Genomic DNA, 22528 nt, shown 5'->3' on the forward strand with positions numbered 1-22528 from the left:
GACAAAGCGGGTGCACTGCGTAGGAGGCGCGGGATGGCTGAGGGTTTCGGAGACGGGGACTGGGACGGGGTTGTCCTGGACGAGGACTTCATACGGTCCGCGGGGACTTCGGAGCCGTCCGCGCGGGCGCGGATGCTGGCCGCGAGGTGGAAGGCCGAGGGGCCGGAGCCGCAGCCGTGGCGGTCGGACGAGCCGCCCGCGGGGTGGTTCTTCAGCAAGGTGCGGCGTAGGTGGTGGCGCCGGTGAGGTGGTGGGGTGGCTGCGGGCGCCCGCAAAATCAGTAGCGCCCAACTCGGCTCAGAGGCACAGTTGTTGTGTCACCCCACCATCTGGGAGAGGAGCCGGACGATGTCCATGCACGACAGTACGTCCCGCTCCCGTCAGGGCAGCCCGCGGCGGATCGCCGTGTAGCTGCCCGGGGCGGCCGCTTCGAGCACGCGATGGTCGCTCTCGCGTGGGCCGCCCACCCGGAGGATTGGCCGAGTGGTAAGGCACTGGCTTGCTAAGCCTTGGTCGGGCCCGGAAAGCCCGCGCACGTTCGATCCGTGCATCCTCCGCACCGTTTTGACGGCACCTCAGCCGAGCAGACGCTCCAGCACCACCGCAATACCGTCCTCCTCGTTGGAGGACGTCACCTCGTCCGCCACAGCCTTCAGCTCGGCATGTGCGTTGGCCATGGCCACGCCCCGGGCCGCCCAGGCGAACATCGGGATGTCGTTGGGCATGTCGCCGAAGGCGATCGTGTCGGCGGCCTTCAGGCCCAGCCGACGCGCGGCCAGCGACAGGCCCGTCGCCTTCGACAGCCCCAGCGGCAGCAGCTCCACTATCCCCTCGCCGGCCAGGGCGACCGTGACGAACCCGCCGGCCGCCCGACGGGCCACCTCGGCCAGTTCGTCGTCGGAGAGCCCGGGGTGCTGGATGTAGATCTTGTTCAGTGGTGCCGCCCAGAGATCCGCCGTGTCCCTCAACGGCGTCGACGGGAGCTTCCCGGTCACCGCGTACCCCGGCCCCACCAGCACCTCGCCGTCGAGGCCGTCGCGGCTCGCGGCGAGGTACAGCGGGCCGACCTCCGCCTCGATCTTCGCCAGGGCGACCCCGGCCAGCTGACGGTCCAGCGTCACGGACGTCAGCAGGCGGTGCGACCCGGCGTCGTACACCTGCGCCCCCTGACCGCACACGGCGAGGCCGTGGTAGCCGAGGTCGTCGAGGATGGGCCGGGTCCAGGGGGCGGCGCGGCCGGTGACGACGATGTGCGCGGCGCCCGCCGCGGTGGCCGCGGCGAGCGCGTCACGGGTGCGCCGTGAGATCGACTCACCGGGGCCGAGGAGCGTGCCGTCGAGGTCGGTGGCGATGAGCGCGTAGGGGAAACTCACCGGGACACCGGCTCCAGGACCTCCCGGCCGCCCAGGTACGGGCGCAGCACCTCGGGAACCCGGACCGAACCGTCGGCCAGCTGGTGGTTCTCCAGGATGGCCACGATCGTGCGCGGTACGGCGCACAGCGTGCCGTTCAGCGTGGCCAGCGGCTTGACCTGCTTGCCGTCACGGACCCGGATCGACAGCCGGCGGGACTGGAACTCGGTGCAGTCCGACGTCGACGTCAGCTCGCGGTACTTGCCCTGCGTCGGGATCCACGCCTCGCAGTCGAACTTGCGGGCCGCGGAGGAGCCGAGGTCACCGGTGGCGACGTCGATCACGCGGAACGGCAGCTCCAGCGAGGTCAGCCACTGCTTCTCCCAGGCCAGCAGACGCTGGTGCTCCGCCTCCGAGTCCTCGGGGGCGACGTAGGAGAACATCTCGACCTTGTCGAACTGGTGGACGCGGAAGATGCCCTTGGTGTCCTTGCCGTGCGAACCGGCCTCGCGGCGGAAGCAGGGCGAGAAGCCGGCGTAGCGCAGCGGGAGCCGCTCGGCGTCGATGATCTCGTCCATGTGGTACGCGGCGAGGGCCACCTCGGACGTGCCGACCAGGTAGAGGTCGTCCTTGTCCAGGTGGTAGACGTCCTGGGCCGCCTGACCGAGGAAGCCGGTGCCCGCCATGGACTGCGGCCGGACCAGTGCCGGGGTCAGCATCGGTGTGAAGCCGGCCTCGGTGGCCTGCGCGATCGCCGCGTTGACCAGCGCCAGCTCCAGGAGGGCGCCGACACCGGTCAGGAAGTAGAAGCGGGAGCCGGAGACCTTGGCGCCGCGCTCGACGTCGATCGCGCCGAGCAGCTGGCCCAGCTCCAGGTGGTCCTTGGGCTCGAAACCCTCGGCGCCGAAGTCACGGATCGCGCCGTGCGTCTCCAGCGTGACGAAGTCCTCCTCGCCGCCGACGGGCACGTCAGGGTGGACGAGGTTGCCGAGCCTGAGCAGCAGCTCCTGGGTCTCGGCGTCGGCCGCGTCGCGCTCGGCGTCGGCGGCCTTGACGTCGGCGGCGAGCTGGCCGGCCTTCTTCAGCAGCTCGGCCTTCTCGTCACCGGCGGCCTTGGGGATGAGCTTGCCGAGCTGCTTCTGCTCGTTGCGCAGCTCGTCGAAGCGGACGCCGGAGGACCTGCGCCGCTCGTCGGCGGAGAGGAGGGCGTCGACGAGCGCGACGTCCTCTCCACGGGCGCGCTGGGACGCGCGCACACGGTCGGGGTCCTCACGGAGCAGGCGTAGGTCAATCACGGAGCCAAGGCTACCGGTGTGGGGTTGCCCCCCACTAATCACTATTGACCCGTGTTCCGAATCGCGGCTTACGTTCCGTTATGGGGGAATTGCCGAGCGTGTCAATAAAAAGTGTCTCACTCCCCGAGACGGGGCAGGCGTGCGGCCCGCGGTTGACTCGATTCCCTTGCGGAGAGCGGGACTTGGGGGCGGGGTTGTCCACAGGAATCCCCACCCTCGCCAGAGTTATCCACAGGCTGTGTGGATGAGGTGTGGACTTCGGAATCGATCACTCCGGCTTCGGTGTGTGAAGAGAGGAATTCCCCGCTCAAACCAGGGCAACACCCACTTTCGAGTGGAAAGGCATCGCCCCAAAAGATGAACCATGGGAAACGAGTGGACGAAGGGTGATGTGAGTGATCACCGGCCCGCCGGTGGGTTGTAGGCCGATTTGTCGACAGAGTCAGGTGTTGCTGTCGACTTGTCCCCAGGTCGAGTTGGGGACCTGTGGATAACCTCTGTGGATAACTTAGATATGAACGTATGGCCGGTTAGAAACGGCCGTCCTGGCAGCGCGCCACCCAGTCCGAGGCCGCCATGAACTCCTCGTCCGACGTCCCCGGCCGCGTCGGTCCCACGGTCTCGCCCGGCTTGATGTCCGCCCGCGGGTACGAGCCGAGGAACCGGACCTGCCGGCAGATCCGCTTCAGCCCCATCAGGGCCTCCGCCACCCGGCGGTCGGAGATATGTCCCTCGGCGTCGATGCAGAAGCAGTAGTTGCCGATGCCGGCGCCGGTGGGCCGGGACTGCAACAGCATCAGGTTGATGCCCCGGGTGGCGAACTCGCCGAGCAGGTCGCGCAGCCCGCCGGGGTGGTCGTCGTTCTGCCAGAGCACGACCGAGGTCTTGTCCGCGCCGGTCGGGGCCGCGGGCCGCGCCGGACGGCCGACCAGGACGAACCGGGTCTGCGCGTTCTTCGCGTCGTGGATCTCGGTCTCCAGGGCCTCCAGGCCGTACCGCTCGGCCGCGAACTCACCGGCGAACGCGGCGTCGTAGCGGCCCTCCTGCACCAGCCGGGCGCCGTCCGCGTTCGAGGCGGCGGACTCCCAGAGGGCGTTGGGGAGGTGGGCCCGCAGCCAGTTGCGGACCTGCGGCTGGGCGACCGGGTGCGCGGTCACCGTCTTGATCTCGGAGAGCTTGGTGCCCGGGCGGACCAGCAGCGCGAAGGTGATCGACAGCAGCACCTCGCGGTAGATCGTCAGCGGCTCGCCCGCGACCAGCTCGTCGAGGGTCGTGGTGACCCCGCCCTCGACGGAGTTCTCGATCGGCACGAAGGCGGCCTCGGCCTCGCCGCCCCGCACCGCGTCCAGCGCTGACTGCACGGAGACGTATGGGATCAGCTCCCGGGTGGCCGTCTCCGGAAGAGTGCGCAGGGCGACTTCGGTGAAGGTGCCTTCGGGACCGAGATACGCATAGCTCGCTGGCATGTCCCTCACCCTAATGGGCGCAGGGGAGCGCGGCTCACTTGTCCCATCGGATCCACTCGACCGGGTGGTTTGAAACCCGGAACCGCAACTGTCCGGCCTCAGCCCTCCAGCAGCCGCTGCCCCACGTACTCCCCGTCGGCCGCCCCGCCCGGCACGGCGAACAGCCCGCTCGCCTCGTGCCGGATGTACTGCGAGAGCGCGTCCCCGCGGTCCAGCTTCCGCTGCACCGGCACGAACCCGCGCAGCGGATCCGCCTGCCAGCAGACGAAGAGCAGCCCCGCGTCCGGCGTTCCGTCGGCGTCGATGCCGTCGTGGTACGAGAACGGACGTCGCAGGATGGCAGCGCCCCCGTTCTGGTCGGGCCGGGTGATCCGGGCGTGGGCGTTGATCGGGACGACGTACTCGCCGTCGGCCCTGGCCTTCTCCAGGTCCATCGCCGTCGTCTCGGAGCCCCCGGACAGGGGTGCCCCGTTCGACTTCCTGCGCCCGATGACGTTCTCCTGGGCCGCGACCGACAGCTTCTCCCAGTCGTCGAGGAGCATGCGGATCCGGCGTACGACGGCGTAGGAGCCGTTCGCCATCCAGGCCGGGTCGCTCGAACCGGAGGCCGGTACGAAGATCCGTTTGTCGAAGTCGGAGTCCGTCGGCTTCGGATTGCGCGTGCCGTCCAGTTGGCCCATCAGGTTGCGGGCCGTCATAGGGCGGGTGGTGGCGCCCGGGGTCCGGTTGAAGCCGTTCATCTGCCAGCGGACCCTGGCCGCGCTGCCCGCGTCCTTCTGGACGGCACGCAGCGCGTGGAAGGCGACCAGGGCGTCGTCGGCGCCGATCTGCACCCACAGGTCGCCGTTGCTGCGCGCCCTGTCGAGGTGGTCGGAGGAGAAGTCGGGCAGCGGGTCCAGGGCGGAGGGGCGCTGCTTCTCCAGGCCGGTGCGGGCGAAGAAGCTGTTGCCGAAGCCGAAGGTGACGGTCAGCGACGAGGGACCGGCGTCACGGGCCACATCCGTGTCGTCCTGGGTCATCGCTTCGCCCGCCATCAGCCGCTCGGCCGTCGTCGACCAGCGACGCAGCAGCGCGGCGGCCTCCTTCCGCCCCGCGCCCGCCGCCAGGTCGAAGGCGATGAGATGGCCGCGGGCCTGGAGACCCTCGGTGATGCCGGGCTGATGTTTCCCGTGAAACATCGCCCGGTCGGAGCCCACCGAGCTGAGCGGGGTGGCCTGTGCGGGCGCGGCCGCGTAGCCGACGCCCGCGCCTGCCGCGCCGAGTACGAGTCCGGTGGCCCCGGCGGTGCCGAGCAGCGCGCGCCGGCTGACGCCTTGGGCCGGGGGAGCCGACGGGCTCTCCTCGGTGACCGACGGACGGAGGGACTGGGACGGTTCAGCCATGGTGCGGTTCAGCCGATCTGCGCGTTCTTGGAGACGGTCACCTGGTCGATGTCGGAGGTCCGCACGGTCACGGAGATCTGCCAGTCGCCGGCCATGGGGATCTGCACTCCGTTGGCGGCCCAGTGACCGGTGGTGACGTGGTCGGGGGCGACGGGAAGCGGCCCGATCTTCTTGGCGGCGAGCGTGAAGGCGACCTTCACCTCGGGGATGTCGAAGGCCCGGCCGTTGGGACGCTGGACGTAGACGTGCATCTCGTTGCTGCCCACGGCCGCGGGGTCGAGGTCGACGCGGACGACGCCCTTGCCGTCCTTGCCGCCGGTGTCGAAGGACATGTCGAGGGTCAGTGCGCCCGAGGACGAGTTCGATGCGGAGGACGAGGAGGAGGACGCCGCGGCGGCGGTGGCCTTGGCGTCCTGCTCGGTGCGGCCCGGTTCGGTCTGCGTCAGCACGGTCGTGACCGCGAGCAGGGCGACGGCGACCCCTGCCTCGGCGAGCACCGAACGGCGCAGGCCGAAGCGGTTGGGGTCGGCGTCGCGGACGCGCTTCTGCCGGGCGGCGTCCTTGGCGGCCTGCTGCCTGGCCAGTTGGGCGGCACGGTCGGGGTCCGTGGAGTTGTCACCGGTGGAGCCGCCCTTGCCGGAGACCTTGGCGCCGGACGTGCCGGAAGCGCCAGAAGCGGCGGAAACGCTGGATACGCCGGAGGTGCCAGAAGCGGCGGACGTGCTGGACGCGCCGGACTTGACCGACGCCTCCTTGGTCGCGGCGGACGCCTTGACGGTCTCCTTCGCTTCCTGCGCGTCGGTGACTTCCCCGACCGAGTCCTCCGTCTCCGTCTCCGTCACCGCAGTCTCCGCGAGCCGTCCCGTCCACCGCCGTGAGATGGACGCGATGCCGACCAGCAGCGCCACCAGTGCGATCTTGACCAGCAGCAGCTGTCCGTATGCCGTGTCGGTGAACGCCGACCAGGAGCCGAGCTGGCGCCAGGACTGGTAGATGCCGGTGGCGACCAGTGCCACCACGCTTCCGAAGGCCACCCGGGAGAAGCGGTGTACGGCGGTGGAGTCGACCGGGATGTCGGCCGGCGCCCGGTAGAGGGCGAACAGCAGGGCGGTCAGGCCGCCCAGCCAGGTGGCGACGGCGAGCAGATGGATGACGTCGACCGGCATCGCGATGCCCGGCTGGAGCCCGGTGGAGGCGTGCTCGGCCATGGCCCAGCTGGCCGCGAGCCCGGCGGCCACGACGGTGCCGCCGATGGCGAGCCCGAAGGTCAGGTCCCGCTTCTCGGCGCCCTCCTCACGCTTGTCGTAGGCCCCGAAGAGGACGGCGATGAACAGTGCGGCGGCCGCGAGCAGCAGCAGCCGGGAGATCAGGGCGGCACCGGGCTTGGTCTGGAGGACCTGGCCGAGCAGGTTCAGGTCGAAGATGTCGCCGAAGCTTCCGGAGGTGGTGTAGGAGCCGCGCAGGAGCAGCAGCCAGAGGGTGGCCGCGGTGAGCGTCAGCCAGCCGCCGACGACCAGTCGCTGCAGGGCCTGTACGCCGGCGCCGCGCTGCCAGCAGGCGAGCACGAAGGCGGCGCCGCCGACGAGCACGATGTATCCGGCGTACGACATGTACCGCCCGAAGCCGTAGAGCCAGCCGACGACCCCGCCGCCCGCGTCCTGGTCCCCGACCGAGGCGACGGTCTTGGAGGGCGCGCCGACGGAGAAGGTGTAGGCGCCGGCGACGGGGTGGCTGTCCGCCGAGACGACCTGCCAGGCGACGGTGTAGGTGCCCTTGCCCAGCCCGCTCTTGAGCTGGACGCCGTAGGTCGTCCCGGTCAGGTTGTTCGGTTTGGCCACGTCGACCCGTTTGCCCCCGGGGTCGAGGACCCGGATCGAGTTGTTGTTCAGCGACACGTTCTCGGAGAACGTGAGCGAGACCTGGTCGGGTGCCTTCGGGACCACCACCCCCTGGGCGGGGTCGCTGCCGGTCAGCGCGGCGTGCGCGGAGGCCGGCCCGGCGCCGGCCAGCAGCGCGCCGGTGACGGCGAGGAACAGCAGCACCAGCGTGCGCAGGCGGGGGGTGATGGTCCGCGTCAAGGTCGGTCCTCCCTCAGTGTCCGGTCGACGGGTTGTACGTGGCGGACTTCACCGGCATCTCGACGGTGAGCGGACCGGATTCGGCGAACTTCAGCTTCAGGGTGATCGTGTCGCCCTGCTTCGGGCGGCGCTTCAGCTTCTCGAACATCAGATGGTTGCCACCGCTTTTGAACACGAGTTGACCGTGGGCGGGCACCTCGAAGGAGCTGACCTCCTCCATCGCCCCGCCGTTGGTCTCGTGCATGGTGACCTGACCGGCGGAGTCGCTGGTGACGGACGTCAGCTCGTCGTCGGTGGCGCCTTTGTTGGTGATCGTCAGGAAGCCGGCGGCCATGTCGGCGGAGACCGGCTGGGGCATGTAAGAGGCGCCGACGGAGAGCCCGGTTCCCGAGGAGCCCGAAGAATCCGAGCCGCCGCAGCCCGCCAGGACCAGCGCGCCGGCCAGGGCTATGCCGGTCGTGGCCACGCCGGTCAGGGCGAGCCGTCGCCCGGTCAGCGCCGGGCGGGGCAGTGCCGGGAGGTTCAGGACCGGACGCCTCACGGGTTCTCCCCCTTGATCAGCTTGGGAAGGTCCTTGGTGTAGTCGTCGACGGTGGCGTCCTCGCCGTAGAGGACGTAACCGCCGTTGGTCTTCGGCGAGAACGCCATGACCTGGGTGCCGTGCACCGAGACGGTCTTGCCGGTCTTCTTGTCCTTGTGGGTCGGCTCGATGGAGATGCCGATGGTGCGGGCGCCCGCCTGGATGGTGGAGAAGTCGCCGGTCAGGCCGATGAACTGGGAGTCGATGCCCTTGAGCCACTTGCCGAGTTCGGCCGGGGTGTCGCGGGCGGGGTCGGTGGTGACGAACACGACCCGCAGCTTGGCCTGGTCGGCCTTGGGCAGTGCCTTCTTGGCGACCGCGAGGTTGTTCATGGTCAGCGGGCAGACGTCGGGGCAGTGGGTGTAGCCGAAGTAGATGAGCGTCGGCCTGCCCTTGGTCTCGGCGCGCAGGTCGTACTTCTTGCCATGGGTGTCGGTGAGCACCAGATCAGGCTTCTGGAACGGCTGGTCCAGGATGGTCGCGGCCTTGTTCGAGGTGTCCCCGGCGACCACGGTCACGGGTGACTTGCTGTCGTCGCCGCTGCCGCAGGCGGAGAGGGTCAGGGTGGCGGCGGCGAGCAGCGCGGCCGCGGCGAACGTCTTCTTGCGCATAGGAAAATGTCCCAGATGTGAGAGATCCGGCGCGCACCGGGGGCGTACGAGAGCTGCCGGGGTGTACGAGAGCTGTCGGAGCCTCGACAGCCTCGCACGGCCCCCTGTGCGCGCTACGGACGTGGGGCTCAGGCCTCGGAGCCGGTGGACCGGCGGCGGCCGGCGAGGACGCCGTAGGCGACCCCGGCCGCGCCGACCACGATGCCGACGACGCCGAGGACGCGGGCGGTGGTGTCACTGCCGCCCGAGGAGCCGGAGTCGTCGGAGGCCGTGGTCTCGGTCTTGGCCGCGGTGTCCTCGGCGGTGGCGGTCCCGTGGTGGTCGTCGGTGGCGGCGGACAGCGCGAGGGCCGGGGCCGGGTTCTCGGGCTCCTCCTGGCCCTTCTGCTGGACCTCGATCCAGCGGACGACCTCCTTGTCGGAGTACGTCTGGATCGCCTTGAAGACCAGTTCGTCGGTGTTCTCGGGCAGGGCGCCCACGGAGAGCGGGAACTTCTGGAAGTAGCCGGGCTCGATCCCCTTGTCCTCGGCGGTCCAGGTGACCTTGGTGACCGCCTCGTCGATCTTCTCGCCGTGCATCTCCATCGGCTTGGCCAGCTTGGACTTGGTGACCTCGACCTTCCAGCCGGCCATCGGCTGCGGCATCACGGAGGCCAGCGGGTGGTCGGCGGGGAAGTTGACCTCGACCTTGGTGGTCGAGGCGTTGTCGCGCTCATTGGGGACCTTGAAGTCGATGACCGCGTAGCCGCCCTTGGCTGCGGTGCCCTCGGGCTGCACGCTGACGTGTGCGAACGCGGGCGAGGAGACGGCCAGGACGGCCGTGCCCGCGACGGCGGTGACGGCGGCGGCACGGGAAGCCTTCATGGCACGGAAAGCCTTCATGGCAGGGAGCACTCCACTCTGAGTGAGTTCTGTCGTTGAGGGGGCGCGCGGGCGGCGGAAAGCGCGCACGCGCGCGTGCCGCGCGACGGCGGCAGGCCCCTCCGGATCCGGACAGATCCCGGGAAGTGCTCTGGTCGCGTCGCGTCAGGCGGCGAGAACGAGTACGGCGGCGGCCATGGGCGGCCCACGCCTGATCACGGAGTGCTGGAGTGCGACGGTGTGGGGCGCGGGCGGCTCGTCCCAGGTGTTGCGACGGCTGTGCGTGGGCGCCTCGGGTACGGCCACGAGCCCGGCGCACAGAGCGCACGCCAGCGCGAGCGCCCCGCGCAGGGAACGAACGAGCGCCCCCTCGGCGACCCCGTGCGCCGACAGCTCGATCAGCCGCAGCAACGCCAGGTCGCCCCGGCGCAGCAGCCAGCCGGCGACGACGGCCGCGAGGAGGTGTCCGAGGAGCATGGGCACGGAGGGCAGCAGCGAGCCGGAGGCCCCGGTGGCGTCCGCCGCATGGGCCGTTCCGCTCAGGCTCGCGGCCGAACCGGAGGTGGAGGTGCTGAGATGCGCGTCGGAGAGGATCTTGTACGCGTGGGCGGGGCTGAGCTGCGCCGCCCCGGCCCCGCACACCAGCCGCGCGGCCCGCTCGACCAGTGAGGCGTCACTGGCCGACATGCCCGGCATCGAGGACATGGAAGACATCGACATCGAGCCGGTGGACATGGCGCCGCCGCCGTGCTGACCGAGCCCGAACAGCGTGTGCAGCGTGGTCTGCATGACCGCGAGGAGCGCCACGATCCCCGGCAGTGTGCGGGCCCGCCCGGTGAGCGGGGCGACGAGCGCCAGGGTGCCCAGGAAGCCCGCGCCGAGCGTCCACAGCGGAACGGTCGCGCAGGATGCCAGCGTGTGCCCCGCCGCGGCCAGCACGACGCAGAGCGCGGCGAACACGGCGGCCCGCAGGAGCCGCAGTCCGCTTCCGGTGCGCGCCGCGCGCGGGTGGGGGGCGTTCATGGCGCGCTCATCATCGCACTGGGCCCGCACCCGCCATACGGCAGGTCCAACAGATTCGGTTACAGGTGAAAGGAGTGAAAGAACCGGAAGATCGTCCTTGCTGCGAACCGCCCACTCATACACCGAAACCTCCCAAGGCGCATCCCCCGGATGGGCGTTCTCACATGAACGGAGTGCTTACACCCGTGCACGGGTGGCAATAGGTATCGGTATGTCGAGCCGCGGCCAGGAGGCTGGAGCATGAGCATCTGGTGGTCACTCCATCTGCGGCGTGAGGCCGCGAGCGTCCCGCTCGCCAGGCGGTTGCTGATCGGCACGATGGAGACGGCGGGCGTCGACCCCGAGATCTCCTACGACCTCTCCGTGGCCCTCAGTGAGGCCTGCGCGAACGCCGTGGAGCACGGCGGGGCGGGCCGCCCTTCGGAGGCGTACCGGGTCACCGCCTATCTGGACGGCGAGAAGTGCCGTATCGAAGTGGCCGATTCCGGCCCGGGAGTCGGTCCGGGGTTCGCCCGCACCCAGGAGATCCGACCCGCTCGCCCCGACGCCGAGCACGGCAGAGGGCTCTGTCTGATCAGAGAACTCGCCGATCACGTCCACATCGGCAACAAGCCGGGCCGTGGTGGCACGGTGGTCAGCTTCGACAAGATCCTCAAGTGGACCAAAGATCCTTCCCTGCTTTCGGCATGACTCTCCCTCCTGCATAACCCGCGCGCTAGGGTGCGCGCATGATTCTCGGAAAGATTAAAGAAAAAGCAATCCTGCCCGGCGTGATATTGCGTCCCATTGCCGTCGGCGACGAGAAGCCGCTGTCCGCCGCGTACGTCGGCAACCGAAAGCATCTCGAACCCTGGGAACCGCTCAGACCCGAGTCCTTCTTCACCGTCGAGGGCCAGGCCGAACGCATCGATGGCCTGCTGCGACAGGCCGCCGACGGGATCATGGTCCCCTGGGTCATGGAGGCGGCCGAGGATCGCCGGATCGTCGGCGCGATCACCCTTTCCGGAATTTCCCTGGGTCCTTTCTGCAGTTCGTACGTCGGCTATTGGGTGGCCGGTGATCAACAGGGCCGCGGTCTGGCCAGCGCCGCTCTGGAGCGGGTATGCGAGATCGCCCGGGATGTCCTGGGACTGCACCGGATCGAGGCGTCCACCCTGATCGACAACACGACGTCGCAACGCGTGCTGAAGAAATGCGGATTCGAGACGATCGGAGATGCGCCGCAGTATCTCCACATCAATGGAGAATGGCGGGACAGCCGGCTGTTCCAGCGGGTTCTGCACGACCGCGACCCGGCCCTGTGAGGACGTCGCCCCACCTCTGTGACCAGTGTTTTTCCGCCGAGTTCAGCTTCCTGGGCGTTCACAGCCGGTTGCCAGCCCCTGCCCACGCCCCTGACAAACGGCCTTCCTAGCTTCGTCGGCCATGACGGGAAACCACAAAGACACGTCGATCACCCGCCGCCGCGCCCTCGTGGTGTCCGGCGGCACGGTGGCGGCCGGCGGCCTCGCGGTCGCCGGCTTCCAGTCGGCCTTCGCCGACGCGACCGACACCGGCACCGACGCGGACGCCACGGCCTCCGCCAGTTCCACCAGCAGTGAGTGCATGACGCTGATGAGCAGCGTCACGGAGGGCCCGTACTACCTCGATGGTGCCTTGGTGCGCAAGGACATCACCGAGGGCAAGGCCGGCGTCCCGCTCACCCTTCGCCTGACCGTCGTGGACGCCACCGACGGCTGCACCCCGGTCAAGGGCGCCGCGGTCGAGATCTGGCACTGCGACGCCTGGGGCTACTACTCCGGTTACACCACCGCCAACCCGGGCGGCTCCGCCCCCGCGGAGAGCGAGGAGGGCGACTCCGCCGACGACAACACCTATCTGCGCGGCTACCAGATCGCCAACGCCAACGGGGTCGTCAAGTTCGAGACGATCTTCCCCGGCTGGTACACCCCGCGCACCTGCCACATCCACGTGAAGGTGCACACGGGCGGCGAGAAGGAGGACGGCACCTACGAGGGCGGCATCGTCAACTACACCGGCCAGCTGTTCTTCGCCGACGACATCGCCGAGGAGATCTTCGCCCTCGACCCCTACGCGAAGCACACCGGCAGCTACACCGTCCTCGCCGACGACATGGTCTACGACGGCGGGGGTGTCTCCAGCGGTCTGCTGACCCTGAAGGCCGTGCACAAGAAGGACCCTTCGAAGGGTTACAAGGGTTCCCTGACCCTGGGCATCGACCCGGACGCCGAGAACACGGGCGCCGGCAGCGGCGGCGGAGGCACCCCGCCCAGCGGCGCTCCGACGGGCACTCCGCCGAGCGACAGCGCCTCCCCTTCGGCCTCCGCCTCCTCATAAGGTAAGGGACATGACAAGCCGCGAGGACGACGCGCTGGCGCAGGCCGCCGTGGCCGCGCTCACCGGTCAGCTGGCGCTGGCCCCGAAACCGGGGCTGCCCGACCCGCGTGACCTGGACGCCCGCAGCAGGCGCCGGGAGCACGACAGTCTGCGCTGGTCGGCCAGGGCGCTGGCGCCCGGCCTCGCGGCGATGGCCGCCTCCGCCCGCCGTACCGGTGAGGCCTCGCCGGTGCTGCGGGCGGAGCTGGGCGCGATCGGCCGGTCCACCGAGCACTCGGTCTCACTCGCCGGCGGCGGCCACAAGGGCGCCCTGTGGGCCCTCGGCCTCCTGGTCGCCGCGACCGCCCTGGACCCCCGGGCCAAGGCCCGCGAGGTCGCCGCCACGGCCCGCAGGATCGCCGCCTTCAACGACAAGGGCGCCCCCAAGCGCCCCTCCCGGGGTTCGTCGATCTCCGCCAAGTACGGCGCGGCCGGCGCCCGGGGCGAGGCCAGGGCCGGATTCCCGCACGTACGACGGGCGTTGGACGCACTGGCGACGGCCCGCAGGGCGGGCGCCACCGAGAACCAGGCCCGTCTCGACGCCCTGCTCACCGTGATGTCCACCCTCCAGGACACCGAACTCCTCTACACCGCGGGCCCCTTGGGTCTGCGTCACGTCCAGGCGGGCGCCCGCGGCGTCCTGGAGGCGGGCGGTACGGCGACGGAGGCCGGTGCCGAGGCGCTGATCGCCCTGGACGCCGACCTGTACGAGCGCGCCTGGAGCCCGCGGGGCAGCTCGGGCCTGCTGGCCGGCGCCCTGTTCCTGGACGCCCTCCCGACGCGGTGAGTCAGCCGTCGAGCACCTTGGCGAGCACCTCCAGGGCCTCCGGATAGAGCCGCTCCCGAGGCGTCCCGTACCCGACGACCAGGCCTTGCGGCCGCCCCGCACCGCCACCGGTGTGCCAGTGCTCCCCGAGGCCGCCCACCGCCAGCCCCGCGGCCGCCGCGCGGGCCAGCGTCTCCTGTTCGTCGGCCACCGAGACGAGCGCGTGCAGCCCGGCGGCGATCCCCCGCACGTTCCGGCCGGCGCCCAGCCGCCCCAGCAACTGGTCCCGGCGCCGTCGGTAGCGCAACCGGCACGCGCGCACGTGCCGGTCGTAGGCGTGGCTCTCGATCAGCTCGGCGAGCGCCAGCTGTCCGATGGACTCGGTGTGATGGTCGCTGTGCAGTTTGGCGTCGGCGACGGCGTCGACGAGATGCGGCGGCAGCACCATCCACCCGAGCCGCAGCGCGGGCCCCAGCGTCTTGGAAGCGGTCCCCAGATACACGACCTGCCCCGGCGCCACTCCCTGCAGGGCACCCACGGGCTGCCGGTCGTAGCGGAACTCCCCGTCGTAGTCGTCCTCGACGATCACCCCGCCACGCGCGCGTGCCCAGTCCAGCACGGCCCGCCGCCGCTCCGGATGCAGCGTGACCCCGGTCGGATACTGGTGGGCCGGGGTGAGGACGACCGCCGCCGCGTCTCCCAGCTCCGCCGCCCGCGCCCCCCGTTCGTCCACCCGCACCGGCACCACGGTCCCCCCGTTTTTGCGCACCACCTCCTGGTGGAACGGCATTCCGGGGTCCTCCATGGCCACGGCGGCGGACCCGCCCAGCACCCGCGTGAGCAGTGCGAGCCCCTGCACGTACCCCGAGGTGACGACGATCCGCTCCGGCGGCGCCACCACCCCACGGGCCCGCACCAGATACCCCGACAGCGCGGTCCGCAGCTCGATCCGCCCGCGCGGATCGCCGTAGTCGTACGCCAGGGAGGGCGCTGCGGCGATGGCCCGCCGCAGCGCCCGCAACCAGGCGGCCGCCGGGAACGCCCCGGTGTCCGGCCCACCGGGCCGCAGATCGAAAAGCGGCGCACGCGCGCGTGCGGCCGCCTCGGGAGCGTCACAGGCGCCGGAGGGAAGCGAGGCGACCCGGGTCCCGGACCCCTGCCGAGCGGTCAGATACCCCTCGGCGACCAGCTGGTCGTAGGCGGCCTTGGCGGTACCGCGAGAGATCCCGAGTTCAGCGGCGAGCCGCCGGGTGGCGGGCAACCGGGCTCCTGGCACCAGCCGCCCGACGCGAACGGCGTCCCGCAGGGCACGCTCCAGCCCGGCCCGTCGTCCGTCGCCGGTGTCGCCCTCCAGACGCAGTTCGACACCACTCCAGAAGTCGTCCACTTGTAACCCCCGTTGACTGGACCTACCCAGAGGCGTGGGGCCGTGTCGATGTGCGGCTACCGCCGCGCAGGCGCGACCAGCTCCCACGAACCCGAAGAACACAACAATGGCCGGGCACCCACCCAGGTACCCGGCCATTGACACCACACGTCAGCTCTTGAGCGAAGCCATCCACGCCTCGACCTCGTCCGACCGCCGGGGCAGCCCCGCGGAGAGGTTCCGGTTCCCGTCGGCCGTCACGAGGATGTCGTCCTCGATCCGCACCCCGATCCCCCGGTACCCCTCGGGCACGGTCAGGTCGTCGGCCTGGAAGTACAGCCCCGGCTCGACGGTCAGCACCATCCCCGGCTCGAGGACGCCCTCCACGTACGTCTCGGTCCGCGCGGCGGCGCAGTCGTGGACGTCGAGGCCGAGCATGTGCCCCGTCCCGTGCAGCGTCCACCGGCGCTGCAGTCCGAGCTCCAGCACCCGCTCCACCGGCCCCTCGACGAGCCCCCACTCGACGAGCCGCTCGGCCAGCACCCGCTGCGCGGCATCGTGGAAGTCGCGGTACTTGGCGCCCGGCTGCACCGCCGCGATGCCGGCCTCCTGGGCGTCGTACACCGCGTCGTAGATCTTCTTCTGCAGCTCGCTGTACGTGCCGTTGATCGGCAGCGTGCGCGTGACGTCGGCGGTGTAGAGGCTGTGCGTCTCCACGCCGGCGTCGAGGAGGAGCAGGTCGCCCGAGCGCACCGGGCCGTCGTTGCGGACCCAGTGCAGCGTGCAGGCGTGCGGGCCGGCGGCGCAGATCGAGCCGTAGCCGATGTCGTTGCCCTCCACGCGCGCGCGGAGGAAGAACGTGCCCTCGATGTAGCGCTCGGACGTGGCCTCGGCCTTGTCGAGGACCTTCACCACGTCCTCGAAGCCGCGGACCGTGGAGTCGACTGCCTTCTGCAGCTCGCCGACCTCCCACTCGTCCTTGACCAGCCGCGCCTCGGAGAGGAAGACACGCAGCTCCTCGTCGCGCTCGGCGGTGACCTTGTCGGTCAGCGCGGCCTCGATGCCGGCGTCGTACCCGCGCACGACCCGCACCGGGCCGGTGGCCTCGCGCAGCTTGTCGGCGAGTTCACGGACGTCGGCGGCGGGGATGCCGTAGAGCGCCTCGGACTCGGTCAGCGAGTGGCGGCGGCCCACCCACAGCTCGCCCTGCCCGGAGAGCCAGAACTCGCCGTTCTCGCGGTCGGAGCGGGGCAGCAGGTAGACGGTGGCCACGTGGCCGTCGTCCTTCGGCTCCAGGACGAGTACGCCGTCCTCCGTCTGGTCGCCGGTGAGATAGACGTACTCGACCGACGCCCGGAACGGGTAGTCCGTGTCGTTCGATCGGGTCTTCAGGTTGCCGGCCGGGATCACCAGGCGGTCGCCCGGGAAGCGGGCGGACAGCTCGGCGCGGCGGCGGGCGGTGTGCTCGGCCTGCTCGACGGGGGTCAGGTCGCGCAGCTCCGTGTCGGCCCAGCCGGACTTCATGTTCTCGGCGAGCTCGTCGGACACGCCCGGGTACAGGCCGTTCTTACGCTGCTTGATCGGCTCTTCCGACTCGGTCTCCGGGGTCTCCGGAGTTTCCGGGTTGAGCTCGTCGGCCACGGTCATCCTCCTAGACACTGCACTGGATCCCGTCCATCGTACGGTCGTACCGAAGGACGCCCCAGGGCCGGACGACTCTTGACCGGGTGACCTGCCTTTTTGACTGACCGATCAGTCGAAACGGGCCGCGAGGAGCACCACGTCCTCTTCACTGCCGGCCGAGTCCAGCCCGTCGGGCAGCACCGTGTGCAGCACATGGTCGGCGATCGCCCCGGGGTCGTGGCGCAGCGCGCGCGGGATGCTCGCGGCGGCCGTGTGCAGCCGGGCGAAGGCGCGGTCCATGGGGTCGCCGGTGCGGTGCAGCAGCCCGTCGGTGTAGAAGAGCACGGTTTCCCCGGCCTCGGCCTCGATCTCCACGCTGGGCGCCTCCCAGCAGGAGAGCATCCCGAGCGGCGCGGAGACCGATGTCTCGGCGAACTCGGTGCGGCGCTCCCCGATCAGCAGCGGCGGGCTGTGCCCGGCCCCGGCCAGGGTGACCTTGCGCAGCGCGGGCTCGCAGTAGGCGAACAGGGCGGTGGCGGCGCGGGCCGGTTCGGTCAGCCGCAGCAGCAGTTCGAGGTCGGAGAGGACCGCGACCGGGTCCTCGCCCTCCATCACGGCGTACGCCCGCAGGGAGGCCCGCAGCCGGCCCATGGCGGCCACCGCGCTGGGCCCGGAGCCGGTGACCGAGCCGACCGCGAGACCGAGGGCGGCGTCGGGCAGCGGCAGTGCGTCGTACCAGTCGCCGCCGCCGCGCGGGCCGGTGCGGTGCCGGGCGGCGAGCTGGACACCGGCCACCCGGGGCAGCCGGGAGGGGAGCAGTTCCTCGGCGATGGTCGCCATGCACGCGCGCGTGCGCTCGACTTCCAGCAGCCGGGCCAGGTGCTCGGCGGCGAAGCGGACGTACAGGCCGATGAGGTGGCGCTGGCGCTCGTTCGGCTCGGCCGGCCCGTCGTACAGCCACAGGACCGCGCCCAGGCGGGCGGCGGCGTCGGTGGTCAGGGGGAGCGCGTAGCTGGCGGCGTAGCCGAGGCGGGCGGCGACCTCGCGGTGCCGGGGGTCGAGGCCGTCCTCGGCGAACAGGTCGGGGTGGACGATCTCGGTGCCGGTGCCGGTGCCGGTGCCGGTACCGGTGCCGGTGCCGTACGGCAGCGCGCAGGCCGGGATCGTCTCCAGGTGGCCGAGGTCCGCGCGGCCGAGTCCGAGACCGAGCGTGGTGTGCGGGCCGAGACCGTCGGCGGGCTCCAGCGCTACGAGTCCGCGCCGGGCGCCCACGAGGGCGGCACCGGCGCGCAGCAGTTCCTGGAGGGCGGGCTCCAGTCCGCCGGTGCGGGCGAGCCGTTCGGTCAGTTCATGGAGGGTGGTGAGGTCGGAGACCCAGCCGGCCAGCCGGTCCTGGAGGACGGTGCCGGGCGCCGGTACGGCGGGGGCCTTCGGGACGGAAGGTGCGCCCGGGGCGGGGGGAACCGGCGCGACAGTGTGTGCGGGCGTGGGGACCGTTGAATCGATTCCAGCCACTTTCGGAGGGTGCGGGGCGCTCATCGTGTCCGGCTTTCAGACCTGTGCGTATTGCTCAAAAGCATCGCAAACCCCCATGTCCTTCTGCGCCGCTAGCAGTGTCTCCACATGTACACGCACTCGTGAGGGGATGTCCAGCATTGTCCTGCCGGGATTCCTGGTGTCCATGGGTCTTCCGGTGACTTCTCCCGGACGGCTTGCACAAAAGCAAAGTTGGCTTAAAACTGACTCGGGTAACGGCTCGTTGCGGTCGACTGGCCTTGCTCCACGGAGCGTCACAGCGGTCGTGATGGGTACGTACTCGGAGAAGGCCAGGGGTGGTTGGGGATCACCCGGAACCTGGCGACGGACCCGGGCGTCTTAACCACCGACGACCGTGCCCCATCCTCCCGTGGCGGCGGCGGAGAGAAACACTCGGAACGGCAAAACGCCAGACTTCGCCACCCCCACGCCGTGGCCGTGCTTTTGATGGACGCAGTATTGGATGCGGGCGCGGCCCCCGGCTCGACCCCCAGGGGTTCCCCTTGCCAGTGCAGGGGTGTGATGCGCCAACAGGTACGCACAGTGAAGTGATCGACACATGATGTGATGTGGTCCACGGTGTTGCCAGCGGTGCAACGGAAAGGAACGAGCGCTAATGCGCGAGATCCTCGGAAGGCGACGCAGGCTCCTGTCCAGGCGGAAAGACAAGGGGCCTGAGTTCCTCGGCGCGGCCCTGACCTTCGCGACGGAATGGCAGTGGCCCGTACTCCCGGGTGTGGCTCCGGACCCACAGGGCCGGGCCCGCTGTGCCTGTCCCGACCCGGAGTGCACGGTGCCGGGTGCGCACCCCTTCGACCCCGGTCTGCTCGCGGCCACCACCGACGAGCGCATGGTGCGCTGGTGGTGGGGCAACCGGCCGGCCGCGCCGATCATCCTGGCCACCGGAGCCGCCGGCGGCGCGGCACCCTGCGCGGTCAGTCTGCCCGCCCTCGCCGCCTCCCATGCCCTGACTCTTCTCGACCGCCGTGGCATGCGCCTCGGGCCGGTGGTCGCGGCGCCCACCCGCTGGGCGCTGCTCGTCAAGCCGTACTCCATGGAGCAGCTGGGCGAGTTGCTGTACGCCAAGGACTTCGTCCCGGGCTCGCTCCGCTTCCACGGGGAGGGCGGCTATCTCGCCCTGCCCCCCTCCGAGACCGGCCAGGGCGCCATCCGCTGGGAGCGCGCCCCGCTGCCCGGCTCGGCCAAGCCCTGGGTGCCCGATGTGGAGGCCGTGGTGGACGCCGTGGTCGACGCCCTCACCCGTACGGGTGTGAGCGCACCCGAGTTGTAAGGGTGTCGGGCGCGAGATCACGGCTTCTCGTGTCTCGCTGGTTATCTTCCGCACATGGTGCGTAATTCTGGGGGGCAACCCCCAGACCCCCGACTACGTCTGCTCGCCCTGGCGGGCGTCATGGTGTGCGCGGTCGCGTTGCCGCTGACCGTGGCGTCCGCGGGACAGGTGGGCGACGCCGCCGGACACCCCGCCAGGAGCGACGACGAGAAGCTGCCGGCTCCCGTGCGGTCCCCCATGGTGCTCGGCCTGGGCCTGGCCACGGCCGCCCGCTGCGGTCCCGAACTCACCTCTCCCGGCGGAGTGGAGGCGCAGACCTGTGTGATGACCCAGGGCGCGGACACCTGGGCGCGCACCTACTACCGCAACGCCACCGGGGCGGACCTGGAGTCCGTGCTGAGCCTGATGGGCCCGCACGGCCGCACCGTGCAGACGCACTGTGCCGCGGACGCCGACGACGAGCCCGCCACCTGTGAGACGCCCCGGGAGCACACGCGGGGCGCGCTGGACGCCTACACGGCCGTCTCGGAGTTCGCGGCGCGGGACGACGACGGGCCGTTGCTGCTGCGCAGCGCCAGCAACTCTGCGAGCGGCTCCGGGAGCGATGCCGGGGGTGACTTCGGGAGTCGTTCCGGGGGCGACGCCGGGCGGGAGGCCGGGCGGGAGGCCGCGGGCTTGTCCGGCAGCAACTCCGGTGGGTCAAGCGGGAGTTGACGTATCGCTACGGTCCGTACACCGGACGTCGGCATGACCGTGGGCATGAAAAGGCCCGGTTGCTGGCGACGGGGGATGCACCAGCAACCGGGCTACTGAGACCGTAACAAGAGATCGGCGGTTCGCAAATTCGATCTCGGCTATTCGGACACGTATTTGCTTGCCACGTAGGGAAGTTGTGACAGGAGTCACCCGAGTCAACGGGTCCGGAGCGGCTGACCGGTCGGTCAGCCGCGTCCCTCCGTCGGCCTTGATCGTCAGCTGAGCGTGACCTGCCGGTTGGTCAGCCCGCCGCGGGCCCGGCGCTCGTCCGCCGTGAGCGGTGCCTCCGAGGCCAGAGCGGTCGCGAGCCGCTCCGCGAACTCCGCGGCCGGCTTCTCCACGTCCTCGGCGCCGACACCGCTCGGCAGGTCCCAGACCGGCACGGTGAGACCGTGGGCGCGGAAGGAACCGACCAGCCGGGTCCCCTCGCCGAGACTGGACCCGCCCGCCGCGTGCAGCCGCGCGAGAGCGTCCAGAAGCTGCTCCTCGGGATACGGCATGACCCACCGAAGATGGTTCTTCTCCGGCGTCTCGCACCAGTAGGCGGAGTCGACGCCGGTCAGCTTCACCGTCGGGATGGCGGCCGCGTTGGCCCGCTCCAGGGAGGCGGTCACCTCGGTGGTGGCGTTCTCCGCGTCCTGCACCCAGAACTCGAAGCCCTCGTGCACGACCGGCACGAAGGGGCCCTCGGGGTCGAGCAGATCCTGCAGCCGGGGGCTGTCGGCGGGGGCGCGGCGGCCCTGCACCGGGGTGCCCGGTTCGGCGGCGAGGGCGCGCTGGAGGGTGTCGGCGAGGTCGCGGCTGATGTCGCCGGACGCCGTGTCGTTCTGCAGGCCGATGAGGACGGTGCCGTCCTCGCGGCGCAGCGCCGGCCAGGCCATCGGCAGTACCGTCGCGAGCGTGACCGAGGGGACGCCCTCGGGCAGGCCGTCCTTCAGGGTCAGCTCGACCGTGGCGGCGGGGACCAGCTCGCGCAGTGCCACCCAGTCGCCCTCGCCGGCCAGCCCCTCGAACGGGCGGTGCACCAGCTCGGTCGCCGCGTGTGCGGCCGCCCGGCCGTGGCACGCCTTGTAGCGCCGGCCGCTGCCGCAGGGGCAGGGTTCCCGGGCACCGACAACCGGAAAGTCTCCATCAGCGCTTCCGGCCTGGGCCGCATCGCTGAGCTGCGGCCGCGTGGCCTTTGTCTGGGGTCGCTTCTTGGCCATCTGGGTGTCTCCCGGTTACGGCTCGTCTCGTACTGGCGGGAGCCTAGCCGTTCATACCCTGAGCCACGGGTACCTGTGGACAGAGCCGCGGCACCGGGCACCCCCGGACGGGTCAGTACGGCTCGCCGCCGACCGGACAGGTCGGACATGGCGCGGTCCGGATCGGTACCGGCCGAACCGGATCGGTACCGGTCGGTCCAGGTCGGTCCGGGCCGGTCCGGTCCAGTCAGTCCAGGTCTTCGAATGCGTCGGCGAAGTCCAGACCGGCCATCTCCGGGGCGGCCGGCGCGGTGACGCGCGTAGCGAAGGCGTCCCGGCGGACCCTGCCGTCCGGATCACTCACGTTCTTGTGGACCACGACCCAGACCGTCACCTCGCCCCGGGCGTCGTCCCGGACACCCCAGTCGTCCGCCAGGGCCGAGATGATGTTCAGCCCGCGGCCACCGTGCGCCGTGACCGACGGGGTCATGGGAGCCGGGCGGGTCGGTCCGCCGCCGTCCGTCACCTCGACGATCAGTCGGCCGCGCGGGTCCACCCGCCAGGCGGCCCGGACGTCGCCGTCCCCGGCCAGCGCGTCCCCCAAGGGGCGGCCATGCTTGCACGCATTGCTCAAAAGTTCGGAAAGGATAAGTACGGCATCGTCGATGACCGATTCCGATACGCCACCGGTGCGCAACTGATCGCGCATGCGGTGCCTCGCCTTCCCCACGCCCGCAGGGCCATGGGGTACGGCCATGCTCGACGACGTGGGCACCTCCTGTGCCACCACCAACGCCACCCCCGAGACCTCCTTTGCCCCACGCCACGGTGTGGATGCCCCATCGGCCTGAACCGGAAACCGGCCAATGAATGTCCGGTGACGCACTCGCAACGAACGAATACGGACCGAACGCGCCGGAGCACACCCTGTGACGGGTTCGTTGCCATACCCCCCGGATATG

20 protein-coding genes, 1 tRNA gene and 1 pseudogene are annotated in these 22528 nt (G+C 70.8%); 8 read left to right on the plus strand and 14 right to left on the minus strand.

Features of this window, described 5'->3' with window-relative positions; all coding sequences use genetic code 11:
- Positions 1-33: 33 nt before the first annotated feature.
- Positions 34-246 (plus strand): hypothetical protein, encoded by a 213-nt coding sequence (locus tag ABZ642_RS11680; protein WP_360480944.1) that lies wholly within the window; start codon positions 34-36, stop codon positions 244-246.
- Positions 247-469: 223 nt separating this feature from the next.
- Positions 470-557, plus strand: a tRNA-Ser gene (locus ABZ642_RS11685).
- An 18-nt stretch (positions 558-575) separates the two neighbouring features.
- Here ABZ642_RS11685 and ABZ642_RS11690 read toward each other — a convergent pair.
- The 9 genes from ABZ642_RS11690 to ABZ642_RS11730 form a co-directional block, all read right to left on the minus strand.
- Positions 576-1373 (minus strand): HAD-IIB family hydrolase, encoded by a 798-nt coding sequence (locus tag ABZ642_RS11690; RefSeq protein WP_360480946.1) that lies wholly within the window; start codon positions 1371-1373, stop codon positions 576-578.
- The gene (serS, locus tag ABZ642_RS11695) at positions 1370-2647 is read right to left on the minus strand and encodes a serine--tRNA ligase (RefSeq protein WP_360480949.1); all 1278 of its coding nucleotides are present in this window, start codon (positions 2645-2647) and stop codon (positions 1370-1372) included. The genes ABZ642_RS11690 and serS overlap by 4 nt, the downstream gene beginning before the upstream one ends.
- A gap of 530 nt (positions 2648-3177) precedes the next feature.
- The gene (pheA, locus tag ABZ642_RS11700) at positions 3178-4113 is read right to left on the minus strand and encodes a prephenate dehydratase (RefSeq protein WP_360480952.1); all 936 of its coding nucleotides are present in this window, start codon (positions 4111-4113) and stop codon (positions 3178-3180) included.
- A 98-nt stretch (positions 4114-4211) separates the two neighbouring features.
- A complete protein-coding gene (gene efeB / locus ABZ642_RS11705; RefSeq protein WP_360480955.1) occupies positions 4212-5495 on the minus strand; it encodes an iron uptake transporter deferrochelatase/peroxidase subunit in 1284 nt (427 codons plus the stop codon).
- An 8-nt stretch (positions 5496-5503) separates the two neighbouring features.
- Positions 5504-7573: a copper resistance protein CopC gene (locus ABZ642_RS11710; RefSeq protein WP_360480958.1), complete on the minus strand. Its 2070-nt coding sequence runs from the start codon at positions 7571-7573 to the stop codon at positions 5504-5506.
- A 13-nt stretch (positions 7574-7586) separates the two neighbouring features.
- The gene (locus ABZ642_RS11715; RefSeq protein WP_360481324.1) at positions 7587-8048 is read right to left on the minus strand and encodes a copper chaperone PCu(A)C; all 462 of its coding nucleotides are present in this window, start codon (positions 8046-8048) and stop codon (positions 7587-7589) included.
- Positions 8049-8110: 62 nt separating this feature from the next.
- Positions 8111-8764 carry an SCO family protein gene (locus ABZ642_RS11720; protein ID WP_360480961.1) on the minus strand — a complete coding sequence of 218 codons (654 nt, stop codon included), beginning with the start codon at positions 8762-8764 and terminating at the stop codon, positions 8111-8113.
- Positions 8765-8892: 128 nt separating this feature from the next.
- Positions 8893-9627, minus strand: coding sequence for a YcnI family protein (locus ABZ642_RS11725; RefSeq protein WP_360481327.1), 735 nt, complete (start codon positions 9625-9627; stop codon positions 8893-8895).
- Between the two features lie 162 nt (positions 9628-9789).
- Positions 9790-10647 (minus strand): hypothetical protein, encoded by an 858-nt coding sequence (locus ABZ642_RS11730; protein ID WP_360480964.1) that lies wholly within the window; start codon positions 10645-10647, stop codon positions 9790-9792.
- 240 nt (positions 10648-10887) lie between these two features.
- Between ABZ642_RS11730 and ABZ642_RS11735 the strand changes: the two genes are divergently transcribed.
- The 4 genes from ABZ642_RS11735 (at position 10888) to ABZ642_RS11750 (ending at position 13831) form a co-directional block, all read left to right on the plus strand.
- Positions 10888-11337: an ATP-binding protein gene (locus tag ABZ642_RS11735; RefSeq protein ID WP_360480967.1), complete on the plus strand. Its 450-nt coding sequence runs from the start codon at positions 10888-10890 to the stop codon at positions 11335-11337.
- Positions 11338-11375: 38 nt separating this feature from the next.
- Positions 11376-11951, plus strand: a complete 576-nt coding sequence (locus ABZ642_RS11740; RefSeq protein WP_360480970.1) for a GNAT family protein — start codon at positions 11376-11378, stop codon at positions 11949-11951.
- 121 nt (positions 11952-12072) lie between these two features.
- Positions 12073-13005: an intradiol ring-cleavage dioxygenase gene (locus ABZ642_RS11745; RefSeq protein ID WP_360480973.1), complete on the plus strand. Its 933-nt coding sequence runs from the start codon at positions 12073-12075 to the stop codon at positions 13003-13005.
- Between the two features lie 10 nt (positions 13006-13015).
- Positions 13016-13831, plus strand: a complete 816-nt coding sequence (locus ABZ642_RS11750; protein WP_360480975.1) for a triphosphoribosyl-dephospho-CoA synthase — start codon at positions 13016-13018, stop codon at positions 13829-13831.
- 1 nt (position 13832) lies between these two features.
- Here ABZ642_RS11750 and ABZ642_RS11755 read toward each other — a convergent pair whose 3' ends face one another.
- From ABZ642_RS11755 to ABZ642_RS11765, 3 genes are all read right to left on the minus strand, one after another.
- A complete protein-coding gene (locus ABZ642_RS11755; protein ID WP_360480978.1) occupies positions 13833-15197 on the minus strand; it encodes a PLP-dependent aminotransferase family protein in 1365 nt (454 codons plus the stop codon).
- A 150-nt stretch (positions 15198-15347) separates the two neighbouring features.
- The gene (locus ABZ642_RS11760) at positions 15348-16817 is read right to left on the minus strand and encodes an aminopeptidase P family protein (RefSeq protein ID WP_360480981.1); all 1470 of its coding nucleotides are present in this window, start codon (positions 16815-16817) and stop codon (positions 15348-15350) included.
- 111 nt (positions 16818-16928) lie between these two features.
- Entirely contained in the window at positions 16929-18338 is a 1410-nt protein-coding gene (locus ABZ642_RS11765; protein ID WP_360480984.1) for a PP2C family protein-serine/threonine phosphatase, read from the minus strand.
- 613 nt (positions 18339-18951) lie between these two features.
- On the opposite strand from ABZ642_RS11765, the gene ABZ642_RS11770 reads away from it, so the two are divergent.
- Together ABZ642_RS11770 and ABZ642_RS11775 are read left to right on the plus strand one after the other, a co-directional pair.
- Complete coding sequence (locus ABZ642_RS11770; protein ID WP_360480986.1) at positions 18952-19626, plus strand: bifunctional DNA primase/polymerase; 675 nt, start codon at positions 18952-18954, stop codon at positions 19624-19626.
- A 54-nt stretch (positions 19627-19680) separates the two neighbouring features.
- A pseudogene (locus ABZ642_RS11775) lies at positions 19681-20229 on the plus strand (hypothetical protein); the annotation flags it as partial.
- 368 nt (positions 20230-20597) lie between these two features.
- Here ABZ642_RS11775 and ABZ642_RS11780 read toward each other — a convergent pair.
- Positions 20598-21587, minus strand: a complete 990-nt coding sequence (locus tag ABZ642_RS11780; protein ID WP_360480989.1) for a DUF5926 family protein — start codon at positions 21585-21587, stop codon at positions 20598-20600.
- A 226-nt stretch (positions 21588-21813) separates the two neighbouring features.
- Positions 21814-22452, minus strand: coding sequence for an ATP-binding protein (locus ABZ642_RS11785; protein WP_360480992.1), 639 nt, complete (start codon positions 22450-22452; stop codon positions 21814-21816).
- Positions 22453-22528 lie beyond the last annotated feature (76 nt).

The sequence above is a fragment of the Streptomyces sp. NPDC007157 genome (assembly GCF_040634235.1).
In the GTDB taxonomy this organism is placed as follows: domain Bacteria; phylum Actinomycetota; class Actinomycetes; order Streptomycetales; family Streptomycetaceae; genus Streptomyces.